General features: G+C 37.1%; 20 protein-coding genes and 1 rRNA gene. 14 read left to right on the top strand and 7 right to left on the bottom strand.

The window, feature by feature from the left end:
* Together rrf and H4J69_RS14825 are read left to right on the top strand one after the other, a co-directional pair.
* Positions 1-114: ribosomal RNA gene (gene rrf / locus H4J69_RS14830) — 5S ribosomal RNA — on the top strand.
* Positions 115-339: 225 nt separating this feature from the next.
* Positions 340-1,455, top strand: a complete 1,116-nt coding sequence (locus H4J69_RS14825) for an MltA domain-containing protein (RefSeq protein ID WP_182217933.1) — start codon at positions 340-342, stop codon at positions 1,453-1,455.
* Positions 1,456-1,463: 8 nt separating this feature from the next.
* On the opposite strand, the gene H4J69_RS14820 is transcribed toward H4J69_RS14825, so the two are convergent.
* Entirely contained in the window at positions 1,464-1,655 is a 192-nt protein-coding gene (locus tag H4J69_RS14820; RefSeq protein ID WP_182217935.1) for a hypothetical protein, read from the bottom strand.
* A gap of 177 nt (positions 1,656-1,832) precedes the next feature.
* On the opposite strand from H4J69_RS14820, the gene H4J69_RS14815 reads away from it, so the two are divergent.
* The 3 genes from H4J69_RS14815 to H4J69_RS14805 all read left to right on the top strand — a co-directional run bounded on the left by H4J69_RS14815 (position 1,833) and on the right by H4J69_RS14805 (position 4,432).
* Positions 1,833-2,993, top strand: a complete 1,161-nt coding sequence (locus H4J69_RS14815) for a porin (protein WP_182217961.1) — start codon at positions 1,833-1,835, stop codon at positions 2,991-2,993.
* 116 nt (positions 2,994-3,109) lie between these two features.
* Positions 3,110-3,622: an FMN-binding protein gene (locus H4J69_RS14810; protein WP_182217937.1), complete on the top strand. Its 513-nt coding sequence runs from the start codon at positions 3,110-3,112 to the stop codon at positions 3,620-3,622.
* A gap of 45 nt (positions 3,623-3,667) precedes the next feature.
* Positions 3,668-4,432, top strand: a complete 765-nt coding sequence (locus tag H4J69_RS14805) for a PepSY-associated TM helix domain-containing protein (RefSeq protein WP_182217938.1) — start codon at positions 3,668-3,670, stop codon at positions 4,430-4,432.
* A 104-nt stretch (positions 4,433-4,536) separates the two neighbouring features.
* Here the strand turns inward: H4J69_RS14805 and H4J69_RS14800 are convergent, their stop codons facing one another.
* Positions 4,537-5,028: a TlpA disulfide reductase family protein gene (locus H4J69_RS14800; RefSeq protein WP_182217939.1), complete on the bottom strand. Its 492-nt coding sequence runs from the start codon at positions 5,026-5,028 to the stop codon at positions 4,537-4,539.
* 140 nt (positions 5,029-5,168) lie between these two features.
* Between H4J69_RS14800 and H4J69_RS14795 the strand changes: the two genes are divergently transcribed.
* Complete coding sequence (locus H4J69_RS14795; protein WP_182217940.1) at positions 5,169-5,657, top strand: hypothetical protein; 489 nt, start codon at positions 5,169-5,171, stop codon at positions 5,655-5,657.
* 50 nt (positions 5,658-5,707) lie between these two features.
* Here H4J69_RS14795 and H4J69_RS14790 read toward each other — a convergent pair whose 3' ends face one another.
* The 3 genes from H4J69_RS14790 to uvrA form a co-directional block, all read right to left on the bottom strand.
* A complete protein-coding gene (locus tag H4J69_RS14790; RefSeq protein WP_182217941.1) occupies positions 5,708-6,607 on the bottom strand; it encodes a fused MFS/spermidine synthase in 900 nt (299 codons plus the stop codon).
* Positions 6,600-7,256: a fused MFS/spermidine synthase gene (locus H4J69_RS14785; protein WP_182217942.1), complete on the bottom strand. Its 657-nt coding sequence runs from the start codon at positions 7,254-7,256 to the stop codon at positions 6,600-6,602. The genes H4J69_RS14790 and H4J69_RS14785 overlap by 8 nt, the downstream gene beginning before the upstream one ends.
* A gap of 160 nt (positions 7,257-7,416) precedes the next feature.
* Positions 7,417-10,266 (bottom strand): excinuclease ABC subunit UvrA, encoded by a 2,850-nt coding sequence (gene uvrA, locus H4J69_RS14780; RefSeq protein ID WP_070375593.1) that lies wholly within the window; start codon positions 10,264-10,266, stop codon positions 7,417-7,419.
* A gap of 202 nt (positions 10,267-10,468) precedes the next feature.
* On the opposite strand from uvrA, the gene H4J69_RS14775 reads away from it, so the two are divergent.
* Entirely contained in the window at positions 10,469-11,833 is a 1,365-nt protein-coding gene (locus H4J69_RS14775) for an MFS transporter (protein WP_182217943.1), read from the top strand.
* A 75-nt stretch (positions 11,834-11,908) separates the two neighbouring features.
* On the opposite strand, the gene H4J69_RS14770 is transcribed toward H4J69_RS14775, so the two are convergent.
* Positions 11,909-12,394, bottom strand: coding sequence for a hypothetical protein (locus H4J69_RS14770; protein WP_182217944.1), 486 nt, complete (start codon positions 12,392-12,394; stop codon positions 11,909-11,911).
* 149 nt (positions 12,395-12,543) lie between these two features.
* Here H4J69_RS14770 and H4J69_RS14765 point away from each other — a divergent pair, with 149 nt between their 5' ends.
* The 3 genes from H4J69_RS14765 (at position 12,544) to pssA (ending at position 18,088) form a co-directional block, all read left to right on the top strand.
* Positions 12,544-14,610, top strand: coding sequence for an NADPH-dependent 2,4-dienoyl-CoA reductase (locus tag H4J69_RS14765; protein WP_182217945.1), 2,067 nt, complete (start codon positions 12,544-12,546; stop codon positions 14,608-14,610).
* A gap of 123 nt (positions 14,611-14,733) precedes the next feature.
* Positions 14,734-16,686: a methyl-accepting chemotaxis protein gene (locus H4J69_RS14760; protein WP_182217947.1), complete on the top strand. Its 1,953-nt coding sequence runs from the start codon at positions 14,734-14,736 to the stop codon at positions 16,684-16,686.
* Between the two features lie 73 nt (positions 16,687-16,759).
* Positions 16,760-18,088: a CDP-diacylglycerol--serine O-phosphatidyltransferase gene (pssA, locus tag H4J69_RS14755; RefSeq protein WP_182217949.1), complete on the top strand. Its 1,329-nt coding sequence runs from the start codon at positions 16,760-16,762 to the stop codon at positions 18,086-18,088.
* Positions 18,089-18,156: 68 nt separating this feature from the next.
* Here the strand turns inward: pssA and H4J69_RS14750 are convergent, their stop codons facing one another.
* On the bottom strand, positions 18,157-18,858 hold the full coding sequence (locus H4J69_RS14750; protein ID WP_182217963.1) for a 2OG-Fe(II) oxygenase: 702 nt from the start codon (positions 18,856-18,858) through the stop codon (positions 18,157-18,159).
* Between the two features lie 137 nt (positions 18,859-18,995).
* Here H4J69_RS14750 and H4J69_RS14745 point away from each other — a divergent pair, with 137 nt between their 5' ends.
* The 4 genes from H4J69_RS14745 to H4J69_RS14730 all read left to right on the top strand — a co-directional run bounded on the left by H4J69_RS14745 (position 18,996) and on the right by H4J69_RS14730 (position 24,296).
* Positions 18,996-19,394 (top strand): thioesterase family protein, encoded by a 399-nt coding sequence (locus tag H4J69_RS14745; RefSeq protein WP_182217951.1) that lies wholly within the window; start codon positions 18,996-18,998, stop codon positions 19,392-19,394.
* A gap of 178 nt (positions 19,395-19,572) precedes the next feature.
* On the top strand, positions 19,573-20,256 hold the full coding sequence (ssb, locus tag H4J69_RS14740) for a single-stranded DNA-binding protein (protein WP_070375599.1): 684 nt from the start codon (positions 19,573-19,575) through the stop codon (positions 20,254-20,256).
* A gap of 1,241 nt (positions 20,257-21,497) precedes the next feature.
* Positions 21,498-22,178: a PEP-CTERM sorting domain-containing protein gene (locus tag H4J69_RS20210; RefSeq protein WP_259364972.1), complete on the top strand. Its 681-nt coding sequence runs from the start codon at positions 21,498-21,500 to the stop codon at positions 22,176-22,178.
* Positions 22,179-22,580: 402 nt separating this feature from the next.
* On the top strand, positions 22,581-24,296 hold the full coding sequence (locus tag H4J69_RS14730; protein WP_182178096.1) for a DUF4153 domain-containing protein: 1,716 nt from the start codon (positions 22,581-22,583) through the stop codon (positions 24,294-24,296).
* The last annotated feature ends 8 nt before the right edge of the window (positions 24,297-24,304 follow it).

The raw sequence follows: 24,304 nt of genomic DNA, 5'->3' as shown, positions 1-24,304 counted from the left end.
CTAGCGACAATAGCACTGTGGCACCACCTGATCCCATTCCGAACTCAGAAGTGAAACGCAGTAGCGCCGATGGTAGTGTGGGAGTTCCCATGTGAGAGTAGGACATTGCTAGGCTCCTAATTAAGAGAAACCCGATTCGAAAGAGTCGGGTTTTTTGCTTTCTGACGTTTAAAAAAGACCAAATCCATAGCTAGCATGCATTAATAACAAGGGTAGTGTGTCTTATATTAGACATGCTCATGTCAGAGTAGGATATTTTGCTGTTTGTTCTATGATAAACCTATATCTTTTATTAGCTTAATAGTTACAATATTGAAAAAGTTTTAATAGGTCTGATTAATGCGTTACTTAATATATTTATTTTCCTCTGTATTCCTGTTTATATTTCAAGTGAATTCTTATGAATTCGTCCTTGAAAAATCACCAAGTATTAATAAACTTGTAGATTTTAAAACAAGTGACTTATGTCAAGTTACTGAAAATACGATGGATTATATACAAAAGGTTCCTAGTGATAAGTTTGCAGTACACCCAGGGACAGTATTTAACAATAAAATTAGTATGCAAGATATTGAACAAACATTGGCGTTTATCTGTACAACTTATCGTGATGACGTTCGAGCAAAACGACAGAGTCGCCTACACGATATAGCATTTGTAAAAGAGAATTTTAATTTTTTTCGTTGGCTCCCTGATACACAGACAGCACAACTAATTGCAGATAAAAGTACTAATGAAGTTAAAAGTCGATTACTAAATAGTATTCCCAAAGATAAAATTTTTCTTACTAAATATTATACGAAACTATTAGATGCCAGTACCGTTAAAACCACTAAATATAATCAAGCTTTGTATGCCTTACCGACTGATGAGGAAGGCCTTTCATTAGATCAAGCTGAAAACCAGAAACAGCAATTGATAAGGTATAGGTATACCCGACAAGATATTATGGCAGGAGCCTTATCAAATAATAAAGCGGTTAAACCTCTAATTTGGTTATCTGAAGAAGCATTACATGATGTTTTGTTACAAGGCACTGGCGTGGTAAACGTCGATGGAAAAGTTCGTTACTTTAATGTTCACCGTAATAACGGCATAGCTTATGATTATGCATTAGGAAAACGAGAGCAAGCAAGATATTGGTATTTTATTGAGGTCCCTAGCATTATGGGCTATGGCCAAAAACAAGAGGATAAGATAGCGTTAAAATCTCAAGTAACGTTTGCTGGCAATGTAAAGCAGCTAGGGTTAGGTAAACTCTTTATGGTTAGCTATGACCGTAATAATGAAAATATATCACGGATCGGTGTTCTAGCTGATCAAGGTGGAGCCTTCGATGATAATTTATTCCAATTAGATATGTTAGTAGATAGCTATAAAGGTTGGAGTGATTATCACCAAGCTAATAAGCATTTACCCGACTACGCTCAGGCTTGGTTAATGTTACTAAAGTAAATAAAGGCTTATACGGCAGCAAAAATTGCATCAGCGAGTCTTTTATCTAAAATGCTTGCTGTAATATCTTCAGGTTTAGCTTTTACATTAGGGGTAGGCTGGCTGTCTAAAGGGAGATGAATATTTACTTTCTTTCTTTTAAGATTATATTGATTTTTAAGTAAACTGCACGGCGAAAACATAAAGTGTATTACAAACATAGCACATTTCGATGTTACCAATTATAGGATCTCTGAAGTATCTAGTTTAAATCTTGATCTGTATCAAACACAAACGAAAGACTTAATGATAATCGTTTGCATTACGTTTTATTCATGTGTATTATCACTTCAATTATAAAAACTCTCTCTACAAACTTTAACGGACATGAACCCATGATGAAGAAAACCTTAATTGCTTCTGCACTTGTTGGCTTATTTGCTAGCACGGCTGTTATTGCAAATGACGATACAGAGGAATTACGTAAAGTTATTGCCCAGCAACAAGAAGTATTAAAGAGCTTAGAACAACGTTTAGATCAAACAGAGCAGCGCTTAGAAGCAACTGCTGACCAAGTTGAGTCAAGTACAACTGCTAGCCCATTTGCCAAAACAACAATTGGTGGCTACGGCGAATTACATTATAACAACTATAAAGATACTGACGCGAAAGTTGATTTTCATCGTTTCGTACTATTCTTTGGTCATGAGTTCACCAATAAACTTCGCTTTTTCTCTGAATTCGAATTAGAACATAGCATTGCTGGTGAAGGCCAAGATGGCGAAGTTGAGCTAGAACAAGCTTACGTAGAGTACGATTATAGCGACACTATCACTACCAAAACAGGTTTGTTTTTGGTTCCTGTTGGCATCATAAACGAAACTCACGAGCCACCAACATTTTATGGTGTTGAACGTAACGGTGTTGAAAAGAATATTATTCCAGCTACGTGGTGGGAAGCCGGTGTTGCAGCTAACTTTAAGTTGGCGCCAGGTATAGCTGTTGATACTGCTATAACTAGTGGCTTAAACGTTGGAGATGATTACAAAATTAGAGGCGGACGTCAAAAAGTTTCTAACGCTTCGGCTGAAAACTTAGCCTACACTGGGCGTATAAAATATACAGCTATTCCAGGCTTAGAGTTAGCCGCAACGGTTCAGTTTCAAACAGATTTGGCTCAAAGTGCTGCTGGTGTTGATAAAGCTGCTGCAACATTAATTCAAGCCCATGCTATTTACCAAGTTAATAACTTCACCGTTCGTGCACTATATGCCGCTTGGAATATTTACGGTAAAGAAGCAAAAGCATTAGGTCGAGATGAGCAAACAGGTTGGTACGTTGAACCTTCATATATGTTTAATGAAAAAATGGGTGCTTTTGCCCGCTATGCTGAATATAACAATGAAGCAGGAGCTAGTTCTTCTGATGCTGTTGAATCAACCAGTGTAGGTATCAATTATTACTTACATGAAAACGTTGTACTAAAAGCCGATTTTGAAGAATTAAGCGGTTCAAAAGACTCGCAAGGCTTTAACTTAGGTTTTGGCTACCAGTTTTAATTTGATTTACTTATCGCAAACTTGCGTTAGGTTATAATTCACATGGAAGTGAATGAGCATTATTTGCTCATTCACTTTTGTGTTTTAACAAATCTATTTATCATCAAGGGTGACATGTGGTTAAAATTATATTCACTTTCTTAGTTATACTTAGTTTGCAAACACCGGCGTTTGCGAATGGTATTTATCAAACATCTAAACAGTTTATTAGCAGTTCTTTTAATGGTGAATCACCAAAATCTAAAGCGCTATGGTTGTCAAATGACGACAAAGTGGTAATTAGTGATATTATGAGCCATGAATATAACCGTTTACGCGTAAGGTACTGGCAGCAAGAAAATGCAACGGTTTGGGTGCTTGAAGAAATAGGTAAAGAACAACCTATTACAATTGGTGTTCACATTAAAGACGAGCAGGTAGTTGATCTTAAAGTCCTTGTTTATCGAGAGTCCCGTGGTGATGAAGTTCGACATGACTTTTTCACAAATCAGTTTAAGTCAGCCTCACTGACTAAAGAAAACATGCTTAATCAACATATTGATGGTATAACAGGCGCAACCATGTCGGTACGCGCACTAACTAAAGTTGCACGTTTGGCATTGTGGTTAAATAAAAAGGTAAAAGTTTAATTTTTACCGGTAATAAGTTTATTTAGATAGGTCTAACGTATCCCAATGATAAATAAAAAATCAGCATACTTAATCCGTAATCGGTTTGTTCGTCATCTGCGAAAATGGCATCGGCAACTGGGTATATTTGCTGCATTATTCCTGATTTTTCTTTCTATTTCGGGTGTCGCTTTAAACCACACCTCATTTTTTTCTTTGTCAGATAAATCAATCACTAGCTCAATACTACTTAATCATTATGGAATTAAGCCCCCTAGTGATATTCGTTTTTATCAACAAAAAGAATGGTTAGTCACTGACCAGCTTATCTGGTTAAACGATCAAGTGGTTTTTCAAAGTGATACGCCTGTTATCGGTATTAGCCGTTTTCAATCTTATCTATTGTTGGTTACCACAAAGCAACTTGTTATTTTTACTGACGAAGGGCTTATTATTGATAAGATCGACAATTCCAGTGATTTACCTACGCCTATTTCAGCATTTAGCATTATTGGTGATCAGCTTGTTTTAAATACACCAGAGGGTTATTTTCAAGGAGATAGTGATTTCTTTGAGTGGCAAAAGATCACTACGCTGGTTGAGCCGTCTTGGGTGGAAAGTGCTTCTGTGACCGAAAATGAGTTGGTTGTGGCGAACAAAAAATTCCAATCGCAGTTTTTAAACTGGGAAAGAGTGATTCTTGATGCTCACTCTGGCCGATTATTTGGTAACTTAGGTGTTTGGTTTATGGACATTGTTGCTTTGATGCTTATCTTACTATCAGTGAGTGGTATTTATATTTGGCTAAAGTTTACTTATAAAAAACGTTAATATTACCCTTAGCAAGTGTTCAACCCCAGACCTTTAACGCTAATTAAGGTCTGGTCTATTTATAAATAGCTGAGCCTACTTAGCTATTGTTGAGTAAGTATTCTTTACTCTGTCGACTGAAGTAAAGCTTCTAACTCTTGTTGATACTTTTCTTTTTTACTTTCTGAAAAGCCAACATGAGTACTAACCACCTCTCCTGAACGGTCAATGATGTAGCTGCTTGGCATGCCTTTTAATTTGAATTTACGGGCAACATTGCCTTTAGGGTCATAAAAAACGGTGAAATCAGCCGGAACTTCTGCCAAAAATTCATCTGCTAATGCTTTATTGTTATCAACGTTAACACTGATAATAGTTAAGCCTTGCTGTTTATATTGCGCTTGTATTTCGTTCATCCACGGGAAGGACTTTCGACAAGGACCACACCAAGATGCCCAAAAATCTAAATAGATCACTTGTCCTTTGTGATCAGCAATTAATTTATCAAAATTTTGTAATACGTTTTCCTGTGCTATTGGCTGGGCAAAACTTACCGTTGTAAAACAAAAACTGGTCAGGACAGAGAATAACAATGGAATTAATTTTCTAGTGTTCATAGTATTTTACTTTGCAGAGTTTTTCTTATTAGAACACGGATATTTAACGAGGTGAAGTGTGATAGTTATAAAACGATAATTGTATTTTTAATGATGAGTAAGGTAAATTGCACGCAATACTTTATCTTTTAGACAGACTTATGAAATTACTTTTACAGATCAGCTCCTTGTTCATTGCTTTAATTTTACCATTGAGCATAGCGAATGCTTCAGCAGATAAAACACCCGAGCAACTTGAGCATGACAAATGGCTAAAGTTACGTTTTAGCGCTCAACATGAACGCTTGATACCGGTAGTTGCCGTTGCAGATATGTTTTTTGCTTGTGACCAAGCTAAAAATAGCGGTAATGCTAATTATCAAGTAAAGGAGCTTGTTGAAGATATGGACCGTAATTTACTGGCTGAAAAATTAACGGCTTGTTTAGCGGGAGCAACAACACAGTCTGATACTGCTTTGAATTATGGTTTGCATGGCTGTTTTTCTGAGCAATTATCAAGTTTACCACCGCAGCAGAAGTTAGAAAGAATGGCGGTGGTAACGGCAAGTATTTCAACGTTAAGCCGAGAAGAAAGGCAAAAAAGCTTTACTCGTTGTGTTACCGATCAAAGTATTAGCTATTTAAAGTAATTGCAGAGCAATCAGTTAAAGCTAAAAGCACAAAGTTAAGTGCCTGCTACTTAATTCAATAAGTTAGCCGGTGAAAACTGGTCAGTTAATAACTTAGTCTTTTCTGGCCAGTCTTGCTCGACACTAATTGGTGTCATTTGTTGGCTTATCTTTAATAAATCAATATTGAAAGGTGTTAAACGTGTTTGTAATTTTTTTGCTCGCTGATTAATTAATTCAACACTGGGCAGTTGTCCTTTGGCGGCTAAGATAATGCGATTACTATTTTTATAGTTTCGTACATTATAAAAATCGCCAAATACTGCTTTATAGGTAGCTGATTCATGTGCATATAAATCACTGACTGAAAAAGTATTAGCGCTTAATACACCTTCGGGGCTAAGTAAATCTTTAGCTTCTTGTAAAAACTCTTGCGTTAATAAGTGCTCAGGAATGTAATCACCGTTAAACGCATCAAGAATTATCCAATCGTATTGTTGTTTTCTGATCAACGCGCGTTTAATAAAAATTCTGCCATCTTGTATTACCGATGAAACAGCTTGGTTTTCGAGAAAACCAAAATATTGCCGAGCAACTTTTACAACCGCAGGGTCTATTTCAACATTGGTGATTTTACTCGTTGGGTAGAGTTCTTGAAGGACGTTTGACATAGTTCCGCCACCTAAACCAACAATAAGAATACTTTTAGGCTGCTCAATTAATAGCAAAGCGGAAAAGAGTAGTTTTGTATAATTAAAGACTAAACGTTGAGGGGCAGTTTTATAAAAGCAGCTTTGATTCGTTTTAGTTGTTTTCACATTGAATTTCAAACAACGTAAATCACCTTGATCATCAACCAATATATTTCGATATAATGAACGTTCTTGGTGAACGACTTCCGCGCTTGTACTATTAACAAATAGGCAACTCAGGATAAAAATAGTTAACATCGAATAATTAAGCTTACTCATTTATAACACCTACTGTATTAAAGCTAACAGATTTCACCGATTTATTTAAGACAATAGCAATAAGTCCCAATAACGCTAATATCGAACTAAACACCATAATAATACTGTTCACTTCAAAAAATAACACCAGATAAAATGAAGTAAGAATAGTACCTAATGCACTACCTAGTGTGGAAACAAAATATAGTTTTCCAGCGATTTGACCGCTCTTATCTCGGTCAGTTACTAATAAGCGGACCGAGTAAGGGGAGATCATCCCTAAAATAATCGTAGGTATAAAGAAGAGCGCTGTACAGGCGAGTAAAGAGCCATAGCGAGAATCTTCAACATTTAAAAAGATGACTTCCATTATTGTTGTTGACCATAAGGCAACGGGCAAAATGGTAATGCCTGCTAATACAAAGATAAAACCATATTTTTTCAAAGAAGCATTTTTTGTCGACAGCTTACCACCAGCCAAATAGCCAAACGATAAACTCAGCATAAACACGGTAATTATACTGCCCCAAATATGCACACTACTGCCAAAAAAAGGAGCAAGTATTCTGCCACCTAATAGTTCAATGCCCATTATGCAAAAACCGCTACAAAAAGCGAGTAGGTAAATGAATGGGTTTTGCCATGATGGCTGGGGTTTGGTATCCGTCATTTAGGGTATCAGTAATATTGTCTATTAAGTAAAGCTATCTTAACGACAAAAGGCGCGATATACCAAGCCAATTTGATAGGTAGCCGTTCGACCTGAATTTCAGTTGCATCCTGAAAATTCAAGCTAAACGGCGATACACGCCTTTTGGGTTTGTTAAGACTTATTTACGCTTTTTAGCTGCTTGCTTCTCGAGTAAAGGTTTTAAGAACCTGGCGGTATGTGATGTCTTGTGTTTAGCGACCTGTTCAGGTGTACCAGAAACCAATATTTCACCACCACCAGAGCCACCTTCAGGGCCTAAATCAATAATCCAATCGGCTGTTTTTATCACGTCTAAGTTATGCTCTATAACAACAACAGTATTGCCATGGTCACGCAAACGATGGATAACATGCATCAGTTGTTTGATGTCGTGAAAATGCAAACCTGTGGTTGGTTCATCAAGAATATAGAGGGTCTTACCGGTATCACGTTTGGATAGCTCTTTTGATAATTTAACCCGTTGTGCTTCACCGCCTGAAAGGGTAGTGGCCGACTGACCTAATTTTATATAACTTAAACCAACATCCATTAACGTTTGTAATTTACGATTAATAGCTGGGATGGGGGCAAAAAAAGTTAACGCGTCTTCGATTGTCATATCAAGCACTTCATGAATGCTCTTACCTTTATATTTTACTTCTAATGTTTCGCGATTATAACGTTTTGAATTACACGCATCACAAGGAACATAAACGTCAGGTAAGAAATGCATTTCAACTTTGATTAATCCATCGCCTTGGCAAGCTTCACAACGCCCGCCTTTTACATTAAAGCTAAAGCGTCCGGGTTTATACCCTCTTGAACGTGACTCTTGAGTCGCAGCAAAAATTTCACGAATAGCGGTAAATATACCCGTATAGGTTGCAGGGTTTGATCGTGGTGTTCTCCCTATCGGGCTTTGGTCAATATCGATAACTTTATCAAGTAAATCTAAACCAATAATTTCTTTATACGGTGCTGGTTCTTGTGTCGTCGCACCATTTAAAGCAATGTGAGCAAGTTTAAATAGGGTATCGTTAATCAAGGTCGACTTGCCTGAACCTGAAACACCAGTTACACAGGTCATAAGACCATTGGGTATAACTAAATCAACATTCTTTAAATTATTACCGGTTGCGCCTTTTAGTTCAACGACATTGTTTTTATCAAAAGGCACACGAACCTTAGGTATCTCAATACCTTCTCGTCCTGAAAGGTACTTACCCGTTAGTGAATTTTCACAGGCTAAAATATCATTTACATCACCTTGAGCAATAATTTCACCACCATGAACACCGGCTCCAGGGCCAATATCAATAACATAATCGGCGGCTCTGATGGCGTCTTCGTCATGCTCAACCACGATCACGGTATTGCCTAAATCACGTAAATGGATCAAGGTTTTTAATAAACGTTCGTTATCGCGTTGATGTAACCCAATTGATGGTTCGTCTAATACATACATTACGCCAACTAAACCAGCACCTATTTGGCTTGCTAAACGAATACGTTGTGCTTCACCGCCTGATAAGGTGCCAGCAGCGCGTGATAAATTGAGGTAATTTAAGCCAACATTAACTAAGAAGCCTAAACGTTCACACACTTCTTTAAGAATTTTTTCTGCAATTTGTGCTTTCTGACCTGATAAATTTAAGTTTTCGAAAAAGGCTAAGGCGTCAGAAATAGCAAGCTCGGCAATATCAGTTAATGGTGTATCAGCAATAAAAACATTACGCGCTTCAAGGCGTAAACGACTGCCATTACAATCTGGGCAATGTTGGCTATTTAAGTATTTTGATAATTCGTCACGAACGGCATTAGATTCTGTTTCACGGAATCGTCGTTCCATATTATTAATTATGCCTTCAAACGGGTGCTTACGAATAACAACATCACCACGGTCGTTCATATATTTGAATTCAATCTCTTGTTTACCACTACCACGAAGTATTAAATCTTGGTCACTCTTGGATAACTTTTCAAAAGGTTTATCAAGGGCAAATTTATAATGATCAGACAGTGCTTGTAGCATTTGAAAATAGTAAAAATTACGTTTATCCCAGCCACGTATTGCACCGCCCGCCAAGCTCAATTCAGGGTTAGTAATAACACGAGCAGAGTCAAAAAACTGTTGATTACCCAAACCATCACAGGTTTTACAGGCACCTGCTGGATTATTGAATGAGAATAAGCGCGGCTCAAGCTCTTGCATGCTATAACCACACTTTGAACAAGCAAAATTAGCTGAAAAGACTAATTCTTCTCGATCAGGTTCATCCATAAAGGCAACTTTAGCAGTACCCGCGGTTAAACTTAATGCGGTTTCAAAAGATTCGGATAAGCGAAGTTGAATATCGTCACGTACTTTTAAACGGTCAACCACCACTTCAATCGTATGTTTTTTGTGAAGTTCTAATGTTGGAGGATCAGATAAATCACAGACCTCGCCGTCTATTCTAGCTCGAATATAACCCTGAGATGCGAGGTTCTCGAGTAATTTAACATGCTCACCTTTTCGACCTTGAAGCACAGGCGCGAGCACCATGACTTTTGTACCTTCTTCAAGCGCTAAAACCTTATCGACCATTTGTGAATTTGTTTGTGCCGCTAAAGGCTGGTGATGTGTAGGGCAACGTGGCTCGCCAACACGGGCATAAAGTAGTCGTAAGTAATCGTAAATTTCGGTAATAGTACCCACAGTAGAGCGTGGATTATGCGACGTTGATTTCTGTTCAATAGAAATTGCCGGCGATAAGCCTTCTATGTGGTCGACATCAGGCTTTTCCATCATCGATAAAAATTGACGAGCATAAGCCGAAAGTGATTCGACATAGCGTCGCTGACCTTCTGCATATAAAGTATCAAAAGCGAGTGAAGATTTACCTGAACCCGAAAGCCCAGTAATAACGACTAATTTTTCTCTAGGAATATCTAAGCTGATGTTTTTAAGGTTATGCGTTCTAGCGCCACGTACTTCAATGTTTTTCATAAATATCCACTCTAATAAGTTTATCCGAATGTGCACAAACTCAATAGATTCGCTATCGCTATTTTACGTAAAGTTTGAACCAAGTATTATTGCATAATTACTCGGCAATAATCAGTAATAATCTCTGTTTTTGTTCAGGACTTTGTCGTGCTACTATAGCGCGAATTTTCGCTTTTTTATGACACGTTAAATAGAGAGCCCCATGAGTACGACAGGTTTAAACAGTATTGAGAAAAAAGCCGCATTTTCTTTAGCCGCCGTTTTTGGCTTGCGTATGCTTGGGCTTTTTATGATTTTGCCAGTGTTTGCTATTTATGGCGAGCAACTGATCGGCTTTAGTCCTATTTGGATAGGCTTAGCTATTGGAGCATATGGTCTAACCCAAGCTATGCTGCAAATACCTATGGGGATACTGTCTGATAAATACGGCAGAAAACCGATTATTTTAATTGGTTTAGTTATTTTCTTCTTAGGGAGTGTTGTCGCTGCAATGTCTGACACTATTTATGGCGTTGTTTTTGGCCGAGCATTACAAGGTACCGGCGCTATTGCAAGTGCGGTATTAGCACTGGCCGCCGATTTGAGTCGAGAAGAGCAACGACCCAAAGTTATGGCAACTATTGGTATGTTTATTGGCTTGTCATTTACTCTCGCTATGGTTTTTGGACCTATAGTTGCGCAAGCGTTTGGGCTGAGTGGTTTGTTTTGGTTTACGGCAATATTAACCATTTTAGCTATGGTAATGATTCAGTTCATGGTACCAAACTCAGTAAATAAAGCGCCAAAGGGCGATAGTGTCGCTTTACCGGAGCAACTCAGTAAGCTTATTCGTAATCCCGAATTATCGCGTTTAAATTGGGGAGTATTTATTCTTCATATGGCGTTAACGGCTTGTTTTATTACTTTACCTAAACAGTTTGTTGCCAGTGGTTTAGCGCTAGAGCAACATTGGCAATTATATTTACCCGCTTTGTTAGGTTCTTTCTTTTTGATGGTACCTTTTATGATTATTGCGATTAAAAAGCAAAAAGAAAAACAGATGTTTTCAGCGGCTATCTTATTACTGGCAGCCTCGTTATTACTGTTGTGGTATTTACCGCTTGGCTTTTGGACGTTAGTGTTATTGGTGGTGATGTTTTTTACTGCCTTTAATTATCTAGAAGCAACTATGCCATCTATTTTGTCACGCATTGCTCCGGCTGGCGTAAAAGGCAGTGTGATGGGTATTTATTCGAGTAGTCAATTTTTAGGTGCTTTTACCGGTGGTATTATTGGCGGCATTATTGCCAGCCAATTTGGGGAACAAGCGATATTTTTAGTAATGTCATTGATCACTTTATTATGGTTTTTTGGTGCTATAAGCATGAAACCACTGCAAAAATCAAAAAGTTATACTTTCACGACTAGCATTGATTGCCAAGAAAAAGCCAATGAAGTCGCCGAAAAATTAATTGAATTACCTGGGGTTATCGAAGCGATATTGGTGCAAGAAGAATCGGTTGTTTACCTCAAGGTTGATGATAAAGTGGTGAATTTGGCTGATATCAAAGCTGCCTTGAACCCATAGTGATAAACCATCTGCTGAATTTTCTTATCTCCTTATAGGCAAGTTCAGCAGAGACAAAGCTGTTAAATACCACAATTAATAAACGCCACTAACCAGGTAATATTGCTTACTAGTGCCTATTGTTAACGCAACATCATCATCAATATACTTACCTATTAATGCTTTTGCCATCGGTGAGTTTTGTGTAATAACGGTATAGGGCTTTCTATTTAATACGCCTTGAAAGCCTCCTGCGGCCGGCGCAATAAAAAACCATTTATCACCACCTTTTTCTGGTGTTATCTGTACTAAGGCGCCTATTGAAACAGGCATTCTTTCCTCAAAATTGTAAATAATGAACCGTTCAATGGCTTGTTTAGCTTGTTGAATATCATTGACACGTCTAGATTGCCCTTCCGCTAAATAGCTAGCTTCAATAGCAAGCGTATCGTATTGAGTTTCTGCGACCGACTGATCATCAGTGGCGGCTAAGTGAGCATTATTTGCTGCTGTTTTTATCGCAGACAATTCTGCTGATAAATGGGCAAGGATATCGTTAATTATTATCTGTTTTTTCATCATACTCAGCATACTTGCTTGAAATTTTTAGTAAATATATTTTTGATCTGACAGCTGTCAAAATAGTACTTGAATTTATCGTTATAAACGTCTACTTTATAATGATAATAACTGGTTTGACCATAAAAATAATCCCGAAAAAGTGAACTACTATGACAATTAGCACAGCCAATAGCGCCTTTCCTAACTTATTAGCCCCATTAGATTTGGGTTTTACCACCTTAGCAAATCGTACACTCATGGGCTCAATGCACACTGGACTTGAAGAAGAAAAGGGCGGCTTTGATAAATTGGCCGCTTTTTATCAAGCTCGAGCTAAAGGTGGTGTCGGCTTAATTGTTACCGGTGGTATTAGCCCCAACGCACGCGGGCGCCTAACACCTATGGGCTGTGAACTCAGTAAGTTTTGGCACGTCGCTAAACATAAAAAAATTACTGAAGCGGTTCATCAGTATCCAACAAAAATTTGTTTGCAGTTGTTGCACGCCGGTCGTTATTCTTATCATCCATTTAGCTTTGCGCCAAGTAAAGTTAAGTCACCGATAAACCCATTTACACCCGCTGCGATGTCAGTTCGTCAAATTAAAGGCACCATTAAAGACTTTGCCCATTCAGCATTATTAGCACAACGTGCAGGCTACGATGGTGTTGAAATTATGGGTTCTGAAGGTTATTTAATTAACCAGTTCTCATGTGTACGCGTTAATAAACGAACCGATGAATGGGGAGGCTGCGTTGAAAACCGTATGCGCTTAGCCATTGACATCATTAAAGCTGTTAGAGAAAAAGTGGGTGAAAAATTCATCCTTATCTTTAGATTGTCGATGCTAGATCTTGTTGATGGAGGTAATAGCTGGGCCGATGTAGTTACCATGGCAAAGGCGGTTGAAGCGGCTGGGGCGACATTAATCAATACCGGTATTGGCTGGCACGAAGCGCGCATTCCTACCATTTCTACTTCGGTACCACGTGCTGCATTTACTTGGATCACAGAGAAAATGAAGCAAGAAGTTTCTATTCCATTGGTGACAACTAACCGCATAAATACCCCAGAGGTCGCTGAAGAAGTTTTATCATCAGGACAGGCCGATATGGTTTCAATGGCGCGACCCTTTTTAGCTGATGCGGAATTTGTCCAAAAAGCGATGGAAAATAAAAGTGATGAAATCAACACTTGTATTGGTTGTAATCAAGCCTGTTTAGACCATGTTTTTCAGCAAAAACGTGCTTCTTGTTTAGTTAATCCAACGGCATGTTATGAAACAGAACTGACCTTCGCTAAAGCGTCAAAAAATAAACGTATCGCTGTTGTAGGCGCTGGCCCTGCTGGTTTAGCTTTTAGTGTCTATGCGGCACAACGAGGTCATAAAATAGAAATTTTTGACCGTGCTAGTGAAATTGGCGGTCAATTTAACTTTGCTAAGCAAGTACCAGGTAAAGAAGAATTTTATGAAACGATTAGGTATTTTAATAAGCAAATTAACTTACTCGATATTAAGCTACATTTATCCACCGAAGCGACTGCCGAAACGCTAGCAAATGCTGGCTTTGATGAAATAGTGGTTGCAACGGGTATTTTACCTAGAAAACTCGATATAGAAGGTATTGAGCATGAAAAAGTAAAAAATTATTTAGATGTACTACGTGATAAACAACCCATAGGAAAAAATGTTGCCATTATTGGCGCTGGAGGTATTGGGTTTGATGTTGCGGTTTACTTAGCGGAAGAACACGAAAAAAGTCCTCTCGTGAACAACAAAGAAAAATGGTTAAAGAGCTGGGGCGTAGATCAAAGTTATCAGGGTAATGGTGCTTTGTTGGACAAGTCGGCAGTAGAGCCTATTGAAAAAACATCACGTAATATTCACTTATTACAAAGGAAGTCGACTAAGGTCGGTGCAGGGTTAGGGAAAACAACGGGTTGGATCCACAGAGCGACCTTAAAAAATAATGGTGTAAAAATGTTAGCTGGTGTCAGTTACAAAAAAATAGATGATGCAGGTTTAACCATTGAAATTGATGGCATAGAGCAAGTACTAGATGTTGACCATGTTATAATTTGTGCAGGGCAAGAATCACAACGTGGTTTATATAATAAATTAGAAAGCATCAAGGGTGCGGAGCAAGGACTACACTTAATTGGTGGTGCTAAAGTTGCTGCTGAATTAGATGCGAAAAGAGCGATACGCCAAGCTGCAGAGCTTGCCGCTATCATCTAACAGTAAGTGCTCGCCGACTTGTTGAAGATATAAATAATAATTGAAAGAAAGCAACTCTGTTTATGGTCAACTGTTATGTAGTTATATTCGCATAACAGTTAACCCATAAAAATAAGAGTAATTATGTCTGCATTTCTAAAACCTGCAATCTCACTTTCTAATGCTTTACGTTTTAAAGCGAAATTTATTCTTTTAGCGGGTATGTTTTTTCTACCTGTTTTTCTTGGTTCATGGTGGATAGTTCAAGAGCAAAGTGCTTTGATAACACAACATGAAGAGCAATTAATTGGGCTAACACAAATACAGCAAGCAGTAACACTAGAGCAAGCAATAGCCGATAGTCGCTTTCAACAAGTTAAATCGAGTGTAGTTACCAATAAAATTTCACAATTGAACTTACCTAGAGATATTTCAACTTCTGCATTGTTACAGGCTTGGCAAGGTTTACGAGAAAAAGAAACCTCCCTTCAAACTGAGGGTTACCAAGCAATTTACGAGCAAAGCTTATCGATTCGAGAACGCCTTGCCGCCTTAAGTGGCTTATCCAGAGAAAATGACGCGATAGCCTTTTACTTAGCTGAGGCAAGTAGCCAACGAATTCCCGCCTTATTAGAATATTTAAAACGGACTGAATCAATCAGTGCTCAAATTATTACCAATGGCTTCAATGCAGAAAATTACACTCTTGTTATCGCGCTTGATAAACGTCTTGATGAACTACAAGTACAACTTGACAAAACAACCGTACAGCTAGAGCGTGTTGCTAATGATGAACTGTCTTTATACTTGCCTAAACACGCCGACTTTAATCTACAACTTGATGAATACCAGCAAAAATTACATCAACAGATGATCGACCCAGATAGAATATCGTTAACTCAACAGCAAGCTACACAATTAGCCGAAACAGTTTATCAATTGACTGAAAGTTTGTTAAAAACTAGTGACAATTTGTTATTAACAAGAATTGATACCTTAACGCAGAAGAGTGAGCAAACTCTTTGGATTTTAGCGATAGTATTAATAGTTGTTATTGTGGTGATTGGCTACTTACTCATGGGGATTTATTATTCCTTAATTAATAATGTTAATGCCATCAACCAAGCGGCTGAGTATTTAGGTAGCGGTAACTTTTCTCAGGCGTTAAAGGTTAACGCGTCTGATGAACTTGGTGATATTGCTAAAAATTTTAGTCAAATGCAAAGAAAAATACGCCAATTACTGACCATCTTTAGTGATGACATTAGCAAATTACGCGCTTCGGCAAACAACATTCATCAACTCACCGATCATATGAAGCACAGTATTGCCCAGCAACAGCTAAACACACACTCCGTCGTGCGGTCTATCAATGAAGTTAGTGGCTCGGTTCAGGTGATTTGCGACAGTACTGAAGCGACACTGCAATTAACGGAACAAACCAGCGAGCACGTTAATCAAGGTGGTCATATTATTAGTGACACGGCACAAGCCATTAATAATATTTCAGAAGAGGTTAATACGTCTGCAGGCCTTATTGATGAATTGGCAAAATATAGCCATGACATTGGTCAGTTTGTTAACGTCATAAAAGAAATAGCCGATCAAACCAATTTGTTGGCACTTAATGCGGCTATCGAGGCAGCACGTGCTGGAGAGCAGGGACGTGGTTTTGCTGTTGTTGCTGATGAGGTGAGAACGTTAGCTAGTCGAACTCAAGACTCTACAGCCGAAATTCAACGTATAATTGCCTTGTTACAATCAGGCACCAGTCGGTCTGTTGAAGCAATGCACCAAGGTGTTGCAATGGCTAAACAAGGTGTTGATAAAACAACACTCGTCAAAACCACTTTTACAGAAGTTACGCATAATGTTGAAGACATTGTTGGTGCGACCTTACAAATATCAACCGCCGTTAATCAGCAAGGTGTTATGGTAAAAGAAATGGCAGAAAATACCCAAAGTATTGCCCAAGACGCAGACTTAGTTATGCAATCAGCAAAAGATGCAGCCGGCGCAGGGGAAAATTTATTAACACTGGCTGACCACCTTACACAGCAACTGTCGCAATTTAAACTCGATGACTTATCGAAATAAAGTGACTGTTTGAACAAATAAGGTATTATTGCCCGTTAAACCAATGTGTTCATAAATTAAGTGGATTTCCTGAATGAATAAAGTATTAGCGGGTATTCCTCTTTTAGCTGAAAATATTACGGTGCTATCAAGCGCAAAACAATATGCTACCGCCTTAGTTCGATTAATTGAAAGTGCGCAATCACGTATTTATATAACGGCTTTATATTTACAAGATGATGCGGCTGGTCAGCAAGTGTTACATGCCCTATATCAAGCAAAGCAAACTAACCCTCATTTAGATATTAAAGTGTTTGTTGATTTTCATCGCGCGCAAAGGGGTCTAATTGGTGATAAATCAGGGCAAGGTAATCGCGATTTTTATCTTGAAGTAGCCTCACAATACAGTGAAAGTATTGCCGTGTACGGTGTGCCGGTTAAACGTAAAGAATTAATGGGCGTTTGGCACTTTAAAGGCATGATTTTTGATAATACTTTACTTTATACGGGGGCGAGTATTAATGATATCTATTTGCACCAAGCTGAAAAATATCGTTTAGACCGTTATTACCAAATTCAATCACCGGCGTTGTGTGAAAGTTTTTGTCAATTCCTTCAACAAACCTTTGTTAAGAGTGAATTCTCGCCGCAATTAAATGTGGCAACTTTACCTAATAAATTACAAATAAAAAATACAATATCTAAGCTAAAAGCGCTATTAAAAACGGTACGTTTTAACTTCTATGCACAAAAACCTGAATCTTTAGCAGGTGAATTATCTGTTGTGCCGCTGATTGGTTTTGGCCGGAGAAAAAATCAACTTAATCAACAGATCCGCGAAACGATTCGTTTATCAAAGAAAAATTTACTGATTTTTACCCCCTATTTTAATTTACCGAAGCCGGTTATGCGAGATTTACGTTCAGCGCTAAAGCGTGGCGTTGAAGTGACTATTATTATTGGCGATAAAAAAGCCAATGATTTTTTTATTGCGGATGAAGATAAATTTTCAACAATAGGTATTATTCCTTATATTTATGAAACCTTATTAAAGGCATTTTTAAAAAGACAACAAAAATACATTGATAACAAGCTGCTGAAAGTGCGTTTATGGAAGCACGAAAGTAATAGTTTTCATTTAAAAGGCATAGTTGCTGACGAACGCTGGCATATTTTGACTGGTAATAATCTTAATCCACGGGCTTGGGGCTTAGATCTAGAAAATGGTTTATTAATTGACGATGCCAAGCAAAACTTATTACCTACGCTCACTGATGAACTGGCAGTTATTAATCAACATACGACATTAATTAGCAGTTACTTGCAACTCGAGTCACAAGATCAGTACCCAGAAAAACCTAAAAAACTGTTAAAAAAATTAAGAATGGCTCAAATAGACCGATTACTGAAACTATTTTTATAAGCAAATAGATAATAGCCGTTCACTTCAGCATGTCATAGGCATGATGAAGTGAAACGGGTATGTTTTTGCTAAGGTTGTGGGGTGTAAATTTTATCTGCGGGGTTAAATAGCATCCATGACGTTAACACATACTTATCTGATGACACCGGTACATTGCCTCTGTGGGTATGAGTAAAGCCACAAGGAGCAATAACCATAGTGCCAGCTTTTGGCTTAACACTTCTTTCTTGATAGAAAAAATCAGTTTCACCACCTTCTTCGACATCATTTAAATATATAAGAAAAAGCAAATTTCTGTGCAAGGCATTATTATCACCAAGCTGTGGAAATATTTCAGAATGCCAATAATTATAATTGCCTTTACCCTGTAAATATTTTTGGGCATTAATCGGGGCGAGCCTAAATAAATACTGTATTAAATTGACTAAATTAGGTCTACCTACCTCTTCAAAGTTATCAGCGGTTAGTTGTACGGGCTGCTTTGTCACAGGGTGCTGTACGGTTAAAGAAATACTGCTGATCAAGCTAAAGTAGTATTTGCTGACATACTCAGTGATATGAGTAATACAGGCTTGTAAAATGGTTTCCAGTGCCGGCTGAAATTCAGCATGCTGATTTAAATAAATATCCTGGCTAATTTTTTTACTAGTATCTACGCCGCCACCGGTACGTCCTTGGTTTTTATGCGGACTCCTTTCAAAATCATGAATGAATCTTTTACAAAACTCTGGAGAAAGGGCGTTAGGGTATAGTTCTATAAAGTCAGTCATAGTTTGATAAGCTTCAATAAATATTGATAATGAAAATACCATAGCAATAGCTTATATTCTATTAACTTCGCTTGTACACTTCAACACAATGAAAAAGTATGTAAAATAAGCTCACTTAAAATCTGTGGAAAATATTTATGTTCAGTGAAAAATTAATGCCAAGATTTAGCGATACCGATGCGCTAGGCCATATAAATAATACCTTGTTACCTGTGTGGTTTGAAGGAGCGAGAGATCCGGTCTTTCGGTTTTTTATGCCTACATTAGATACAAAAAATTGGCAGTTAATTCTGGCTAAAATTGATGTGGAATTCCATGCTCAACTTTACTATGGTGAAGAAATTGAAATCCGCACCTATATAGGTCGTATAGGTGGGTCATCGTTTACTGTTTACCAAGAAGCGTGGCAAAAAAATAAAAAGTGCGCCTCAGGAACTGCCGTTATGGTTCACTTTTGTTTTGAAAATCAATCGTCTTTAAAAATACCTGAGCAGATAAAAATAGAAATGAAGGCTCACCTTTTTCCAGAAGAATAATGTCGGTTTAAAATAATCAAAAAATAAACTTAAAAATGCACTGAAACTCAAAGAAATTTTTTACTCACAGTGATAGAATAATTGCCACTTTTTAAAATTGCATCGATAAATTATTTTATGTTTGTCGATAACGTAAATCAGTAAATAAAATATTTACGCACAAAGATAGGATTTTTTCATGGCCGGTGTTAATAAAGTAATCATTTTAGGTAATTTAGGTAAAGACCCAGAAGTACGTTTTATGCCTAACGGTGGCGGCGTTGCTAATCTTACTATTGCAACTTCTGAAACCTGGAAAGATAAGCAAACTGGCGAGCAGAAAGAAAAAACAGAATGGCATCGTGTTGTTATGTTTGGAAAATTAGCTGAGATTGCTGGCGAATACCTTAAAAAAGGTTCGAAAGTATATATCGAAGGTTCATTACAAACGCGTAAGTGGGCAAACCAACAAGGCCAAGATCAGTACACCACTGAAATCGTTGTACAAGGCTTTAATGGCTCTATGCAAATGCTCGACTCACGTGGTCAAGGTTCTGGCGGTCAGTCAGCTGGCGGTTTCTCTGGTCAAGCTTCACAGCAGCAAGGTGGCTTTTCTGGGCAATCATCACAGCAGGCTCCGCAACAAGCACCACAGCAACAAGGTGGTTACTCTCAGCAAGCGCCACAACAAAGTCAACAACCTGCTTATGCACCAGCACAGCAACAAGGTGGCTTCAATGCACCACAGCAGCAAGGCGGTTATTCACAACAAGCACCACAGCAGCAAGGTGGTTTTGCAAATCAAGGACAACAAAAGCAATCAGCTCCTAAAGTTAACCCTCAAGAGCCAACGATTGATTTTGATGATGATATCCCGTTCTAGCGAACAATCAGTCTTAAAGTGCCAATTTAGTCACTAGAACTCAATCAAACCCAACGTAACTGTTGGGTTTTTTGTCTTTAGTCTAAAATTTTTATTATTGTTGTAGAAGCTAAATAAAGATCGAAACAAAAATCCCATGCAAGCTACTTATGCCGTTGAGTACAAATGTGCTTTTGTGAATGAAGATAGAAACAAATGTTGCAGTAAGCTTTATCTATTAAAAAAACACTCTAAATAAAGTTGGAACCTGTCTTCAACTGCCATAATTGAACCTTAATAATTATTCGAAAAACATCATGAAATAACTGTGTTAACGTCTCCTGTGTGCGCTAAGCGGAATAAAAATTTTGATATTGAGAGTGTTTGTCGAGGTCAACTAAGCACCCGTTAGTTGACCTAAGCAAGTTCGACAGCTAACTTAATAACCCTCAGCTTAGCGGACGTCCCCCAAATCGACTTTGATGCTAATTTCAGGATAAAAAAAGTAAAAATGATGCTATAGAGCGAGGACAATCTCTATGACTGCTGAAAGCTCAAAGCCGACTGTGGAGTTCAACCTTTAGATGTTAACTATGATACAAAAGTAATTGTTGATCGAATAAGAAATCAAAGTTCGCGTTATCAACATTCGAATTCACTAGCAACGGATAAAACTCTGTTAGTATGCATATATTGAATTCCACCATCTTGTTTTATGCTAATCTCATGAATATAGAAATAGATAAATTACTATAAAATCAATATCTTGATTTTATAGTAAGACCAATGAATGACATGTCAAACCAACTGATTACAAGTCAGTTGCTAGGTGGTAAATATGTGTTGAATATACTGGTATGTAGTGATGTTACGGTGTTGGAATACAACAATTAGCATCACTGAGTTTTAATCAATTACACTACTGAAACACTTGTTTTAAGTGGTTTCAGCATGAATGTTGTAGTGGTTTATATCAGGTTAAAGATGAAATTTAATCATCTAATAATATTTTTATACTAAAACTAGTTTTATTTACAGTTTGTTAATATTGTTCAATCGAAACAACTGGTTGACAAGTTGTTTTTTGTCAGATTATTTTACAGTGTTACTTAATTAAACACTGCATAAATTATCATAATATTGAAATTGTTTGATATTTTAATTTTGGTATGTTTTTTGCATAAAAGCAAGTATATTAATAAATTACTATTTAAACAATTACCTACCAAATCTAATGGAAAGGGATTAAAAAGGAAGCTCAAATGAAGTTTAAATTTTATAAGAATCTAATTATTAGTTTTATGTTGGTCTGTGGAATGCAAGCTAACGCGGGGTTGATAACTGGTGGTAACGAATGGTTAGAATTAGATATAACTAGTGGTAAGTCAAAGTTATATGTAGAAACCAATATCTTAACTCAGAGTCAGTATAAAGATTACGAATACGCGACTGCAACTCAAGTTAATGAGCTTTATTTAAGCATGACCGTCGGAGTATTTAACGCTTTAGACAATCAGGGTGGTTGGATGCAACTGAACGGTCTTACCGCACAGCAGAAGCAAGTTTATGATTGGTTCGCCGGAGGATACTCACAAAATCGGTCATTTGGCTTCACCGGAGTCACAACGTCAAAGTATAACCGTGGGTACATTAACGTGCGCAGCCCAAATACGACTGGCGCGTTTTGGGTCGGGCATATCGACTTAATGTATAATACTGTAAACGGCGTTAATACTGATAGGGGACATAACGATCGTCCAATTGGTGATAATATCAGTTTAGCGAATACCGCGGGGATCACACGAAACACAAAGACTGAGGACCAGGTGTGGATGCAGCACGCATTAGTTAAGAAAACTGATGTGCCGGAGCCAACCACACTCGCTATTTTTGCATTAGGAATGATTGGTTTAGCATCACGTCGATTTAAGAAACAATCCTAATAGAGTTTTTAATATTGATTCTAGAAAACATCAATTGTAATGATTGGTGTTTTTTTGTTTCTGATGATGGTAAATCAGATTGTTTCACCACTAAACCATCACCATAGGATTAAGTATTCTTTGCTAACCCTGATGAATAAAGACTTCAGGGTAACATTGTTAGCACTACTTTAAGCCAATTGGTAGATTTAGCTACAAAATACTCTCCTATCGAATGACCGCAATGGTGGCGGAGTTGCCAGTCATGGAATAAATTATTGGTTAGGGGAATCTATGCCCTCTGAAATGCTCATAGTTGACCTAACCACTTGAAAAGCTTAATGTCTGCTATACAACTATCAGAAATTGAATACTAAAAACGACTAAAGCAAATAACTAACAATATTAAATAAGAATAAAAATATGGATAATCAATTACCAAAACCTTTAATCATCACTATATCCCTCATTCAAGGGATCTTATTAACTCTGTTGTACCAAAGTGTCGAACATAAAATATGGCCTTCTACAGAGCCTATTTGGTTAATATCGTTAGTTACTGTTTCAATTAGCTTCCCTTTACTCACACTATTATCAATTACAAAAACTAATAGCAAAGCGACAGTAAAATATTTATTACCTTTTACTTTATTATTATCTGTTTTAGGTGCTTATGTTGGCTATCAACAAGAACCAATAGAATTTGTTAACAATGGCAGTGTTATCGGTATATTTTGTTTTACTGCTCTTATAGCTGCTTTTAAAGCGTTAATGTATATCCAACAATATCTAAGTCATGAAGAAATTAGTTACAGCTCACTTTTTAAATTATCATGGCGAAATTTTATTATATTCGGTGAATGTTGGTTATTCGTTTTAATTTTTTGGGGAATCTTACATTTAGGGGCTGGATTATTTTCTGTTTTAGAAATTGAGTTCTTTAAAGAGTTATTAAGAAAAGATTGGTTTGTTATACCCGTATTAAATCTTGCTTTCGGTTTTGCCATTATAGTTTTTAGAAATATTATTTTCACGGTTGATAATATTTCTACAATTCTGCAAACATTAATTAAATTTCTTTTACCTGCATTAACCATCGTTTCATTAGGTTTTCTAGCAACATTACCTTTTACTGGTCTAGATACACTCTGGAAGACGGGTACAGGAAGCTTGTTGGTAATGTGGTTACAAGCATTAACATTGTTTTTCGTGAATGCCGTTTATCAAGATGCTTCCCATGAACGTCCATATCATAATATTTTACACAGACTAATTTTTATTGGAGTAGGTGTATTACCCATTTATAGCCTTATTTCATTTTATGGCCTCTGGCTTCGTATTGACCAATATGGATTAACAGTTGATCGTTGTTGGGCTGTTTTAATTTGTGTTTTACTTGCATGTTTTTCTTTCGGTTATTTAATTGGCATTATTAAAAAGCGGGATGCATGGTTAGAAACACTCAGTAAAGTTAATATATCTATGGGAATTGTTGTCCTTGTTTCTATGTTATTGGTTAATTCTCCACTATTAAACTTTCAAAGTATTTCAGCTTCAAGTCAATTATCACGATTGCATGATAGTGAGATAACATATGATGAATTTGATTATCAATATTTTGATAGATCTTTAGGACGACAAGGTTATATAGAGTTGCAAAAACTTAAGACCGAATTAAAAGATTCAGCTCCTGAAAAGATAGCTATTATTGATAGAATGTATGTAAACCATCAGAATATTGCTAAAGATGAATTAAGTCTTGAAGATTTTCTGCAATTTGTTAATTATTGGCCTAGTAAAAATGAGTTTCCAGAAAATTTAATTGAAGCTGTTTATAGCGAAGAAACTAAGAATGAATGGACTACATATCGCGGAAACAATTATTATTTCATTGCTAAAGATTTAAACGAAGATGGTGAGTTAGATTATATAGTTATTGAAGAAAATAATCATTCTACATCCGCTGACCTGTGGTTTTTGAAAGATGAGCAGTGGAAATCTAAATATATGCAAACGAGTAACCCTAATGATAATAGACTTATAAAAGATTATCTTTTAAATAATGAAGTTGAAGCCGTTAAGCCTAAATGGAAAAATTTAAAAGTAGGTGATCTAACGTTTAGAACCTCACTAGATTGAAAATAAAT

The organism is Colwellia sp. BRX10-9 (genome assembly GCF_014077405.1).
In the GTDB taxonomy this organism is placed as follows: Bacteria; Pseudomonadota; Gammaproteobacteria; order Enterobacterales; family Alteromonadaceae; genus Colwellia_A.
This window is presented reverse-complemented; position numbering and strand designations above follow the sequence as displayed.

Coding starts and splice junctions, on each gene's coding strand:
- H4J69_RS14745 (WP_182217951.1), top strand. CDS start 18,996: ATGTTCAGTGAAAAATTAATGCCAAGATTTAGCGATACCGATGCGCTA.
- H4J69_RS14770 (WP_182217944.1), bottom strand. CDS start 12,394: ATGATGAAAAAACAGATAATAATTAACGATATCCTTGCCCATTTATCA.
- H4J69_RS14775 (WP_182217943.1), top strand. CDS start 10,469: ATGAGTACGACAGGTTTAAACAGTATTGAGAAAAAAGCCGCATTTTCT.
- H4J69_RS14785 (WP_182217942.1), bottom strand. CDS start 7,256: ATGACGGATACCAAACCCCAGCCATCATGGCAAAACCCATTCATTTAC.
- H4J69_RS14760 (WP_182217947.1), top strand. CDS start 14,734: ATGTCTGCATTTCTAAAACCTGCAATCTCACTTTCTAATGCTTTACGT.
- H4J69_RS14815 (WP_182217961.1), top strand. CDS start 1,833: ATGAAGAAAACCTTAATTGCTTCTGCACTTGTTGGCTTATTTGCTAGC.
- H4J69_RS14825 (WP_182217933.1), top strand. CDS start 340: ATGCGTTACTTAATATATTTATTTTCCTCTGTATTCCTGTTTATATTT.
- H4J69_RS14805 (WP_182217938.1), top strand. CDS start 3,668: ATGATAAATAAAAAATCAGCATACTTAATCCGTAATCGGTTTGTTCGT.
- H4J69_RS14795 (WP_182217940.1), top strand. CDS start 5,169: ATGAAATTACTTTTACAGATCAGCTCCTTGTTCATTGCTTTAATTTTA.
- ssb (WP_070375599.1), top strand. CDS start 19,573: ATGGCCGGTGTTAATAAAGTAATCATTTTAGGTAATTTAGGTAAAGAC.
- H4J69_RS14820 (WP_182217935.1), bottom strand. CDS start 1,655: ATGTTTGTAATACACTTTATGTTTTCGCCGTGCAGTTTACTTAAAAAT.
- H4J69_RS14730 (WP_182178096.1), top strand. CDS start 22,581: ATGGATAATCAATTACCAAAACCTTTAATCATCACTATATCCCTCATT.
- H4J69_RS14765 (WP_182217945.1), top strand. CDS start 12,544: ATGACAATTAGCACAGCCAATAGCGCCTTTCCTAACTTATTAGCCCCA.
- H4J69_RS14790 (WP_182217941.1), bottom strand. CDS start 6,607: ATGAGTAAGCTTAATTATTCGATGTTAACTATTTTTATCCTGAGTTGC.
- pssA (WP_182217949.1), top strand. CDS start 16,760: ATGAATAAAGTATTAGCGGGTATTCCTCTTTTAGCTGAAAATATTACG.
- H4J69_RS20210 (WP_259364972.1), top strand. CDS start 21,498: ATGAAGTTTAAATTTTATAAGAATCTAATTATTAGTTTTATGTTGGTC.
- uvrA (WP_070375593.1), bottom strand. CDS start 10,266: ATGAAAAACATTGAAGTACGTGGCGCTAGAACGCATAACCTTAAAAAC.
- H4J69_RS14800 (WP_182217939.1), bottom strand. CDS start 5,028: ATGAACACTAGAAAATTAATTCCATTGTTATTCTCTGTCCTGACCAGT.
- H4J69_RS14750 (WP_182217963.1), bottom strand. CDS start 18,858: ATGACTGACTTTATAGAACTATACCCTAACGCCCTTTCTCCAGAGTTT.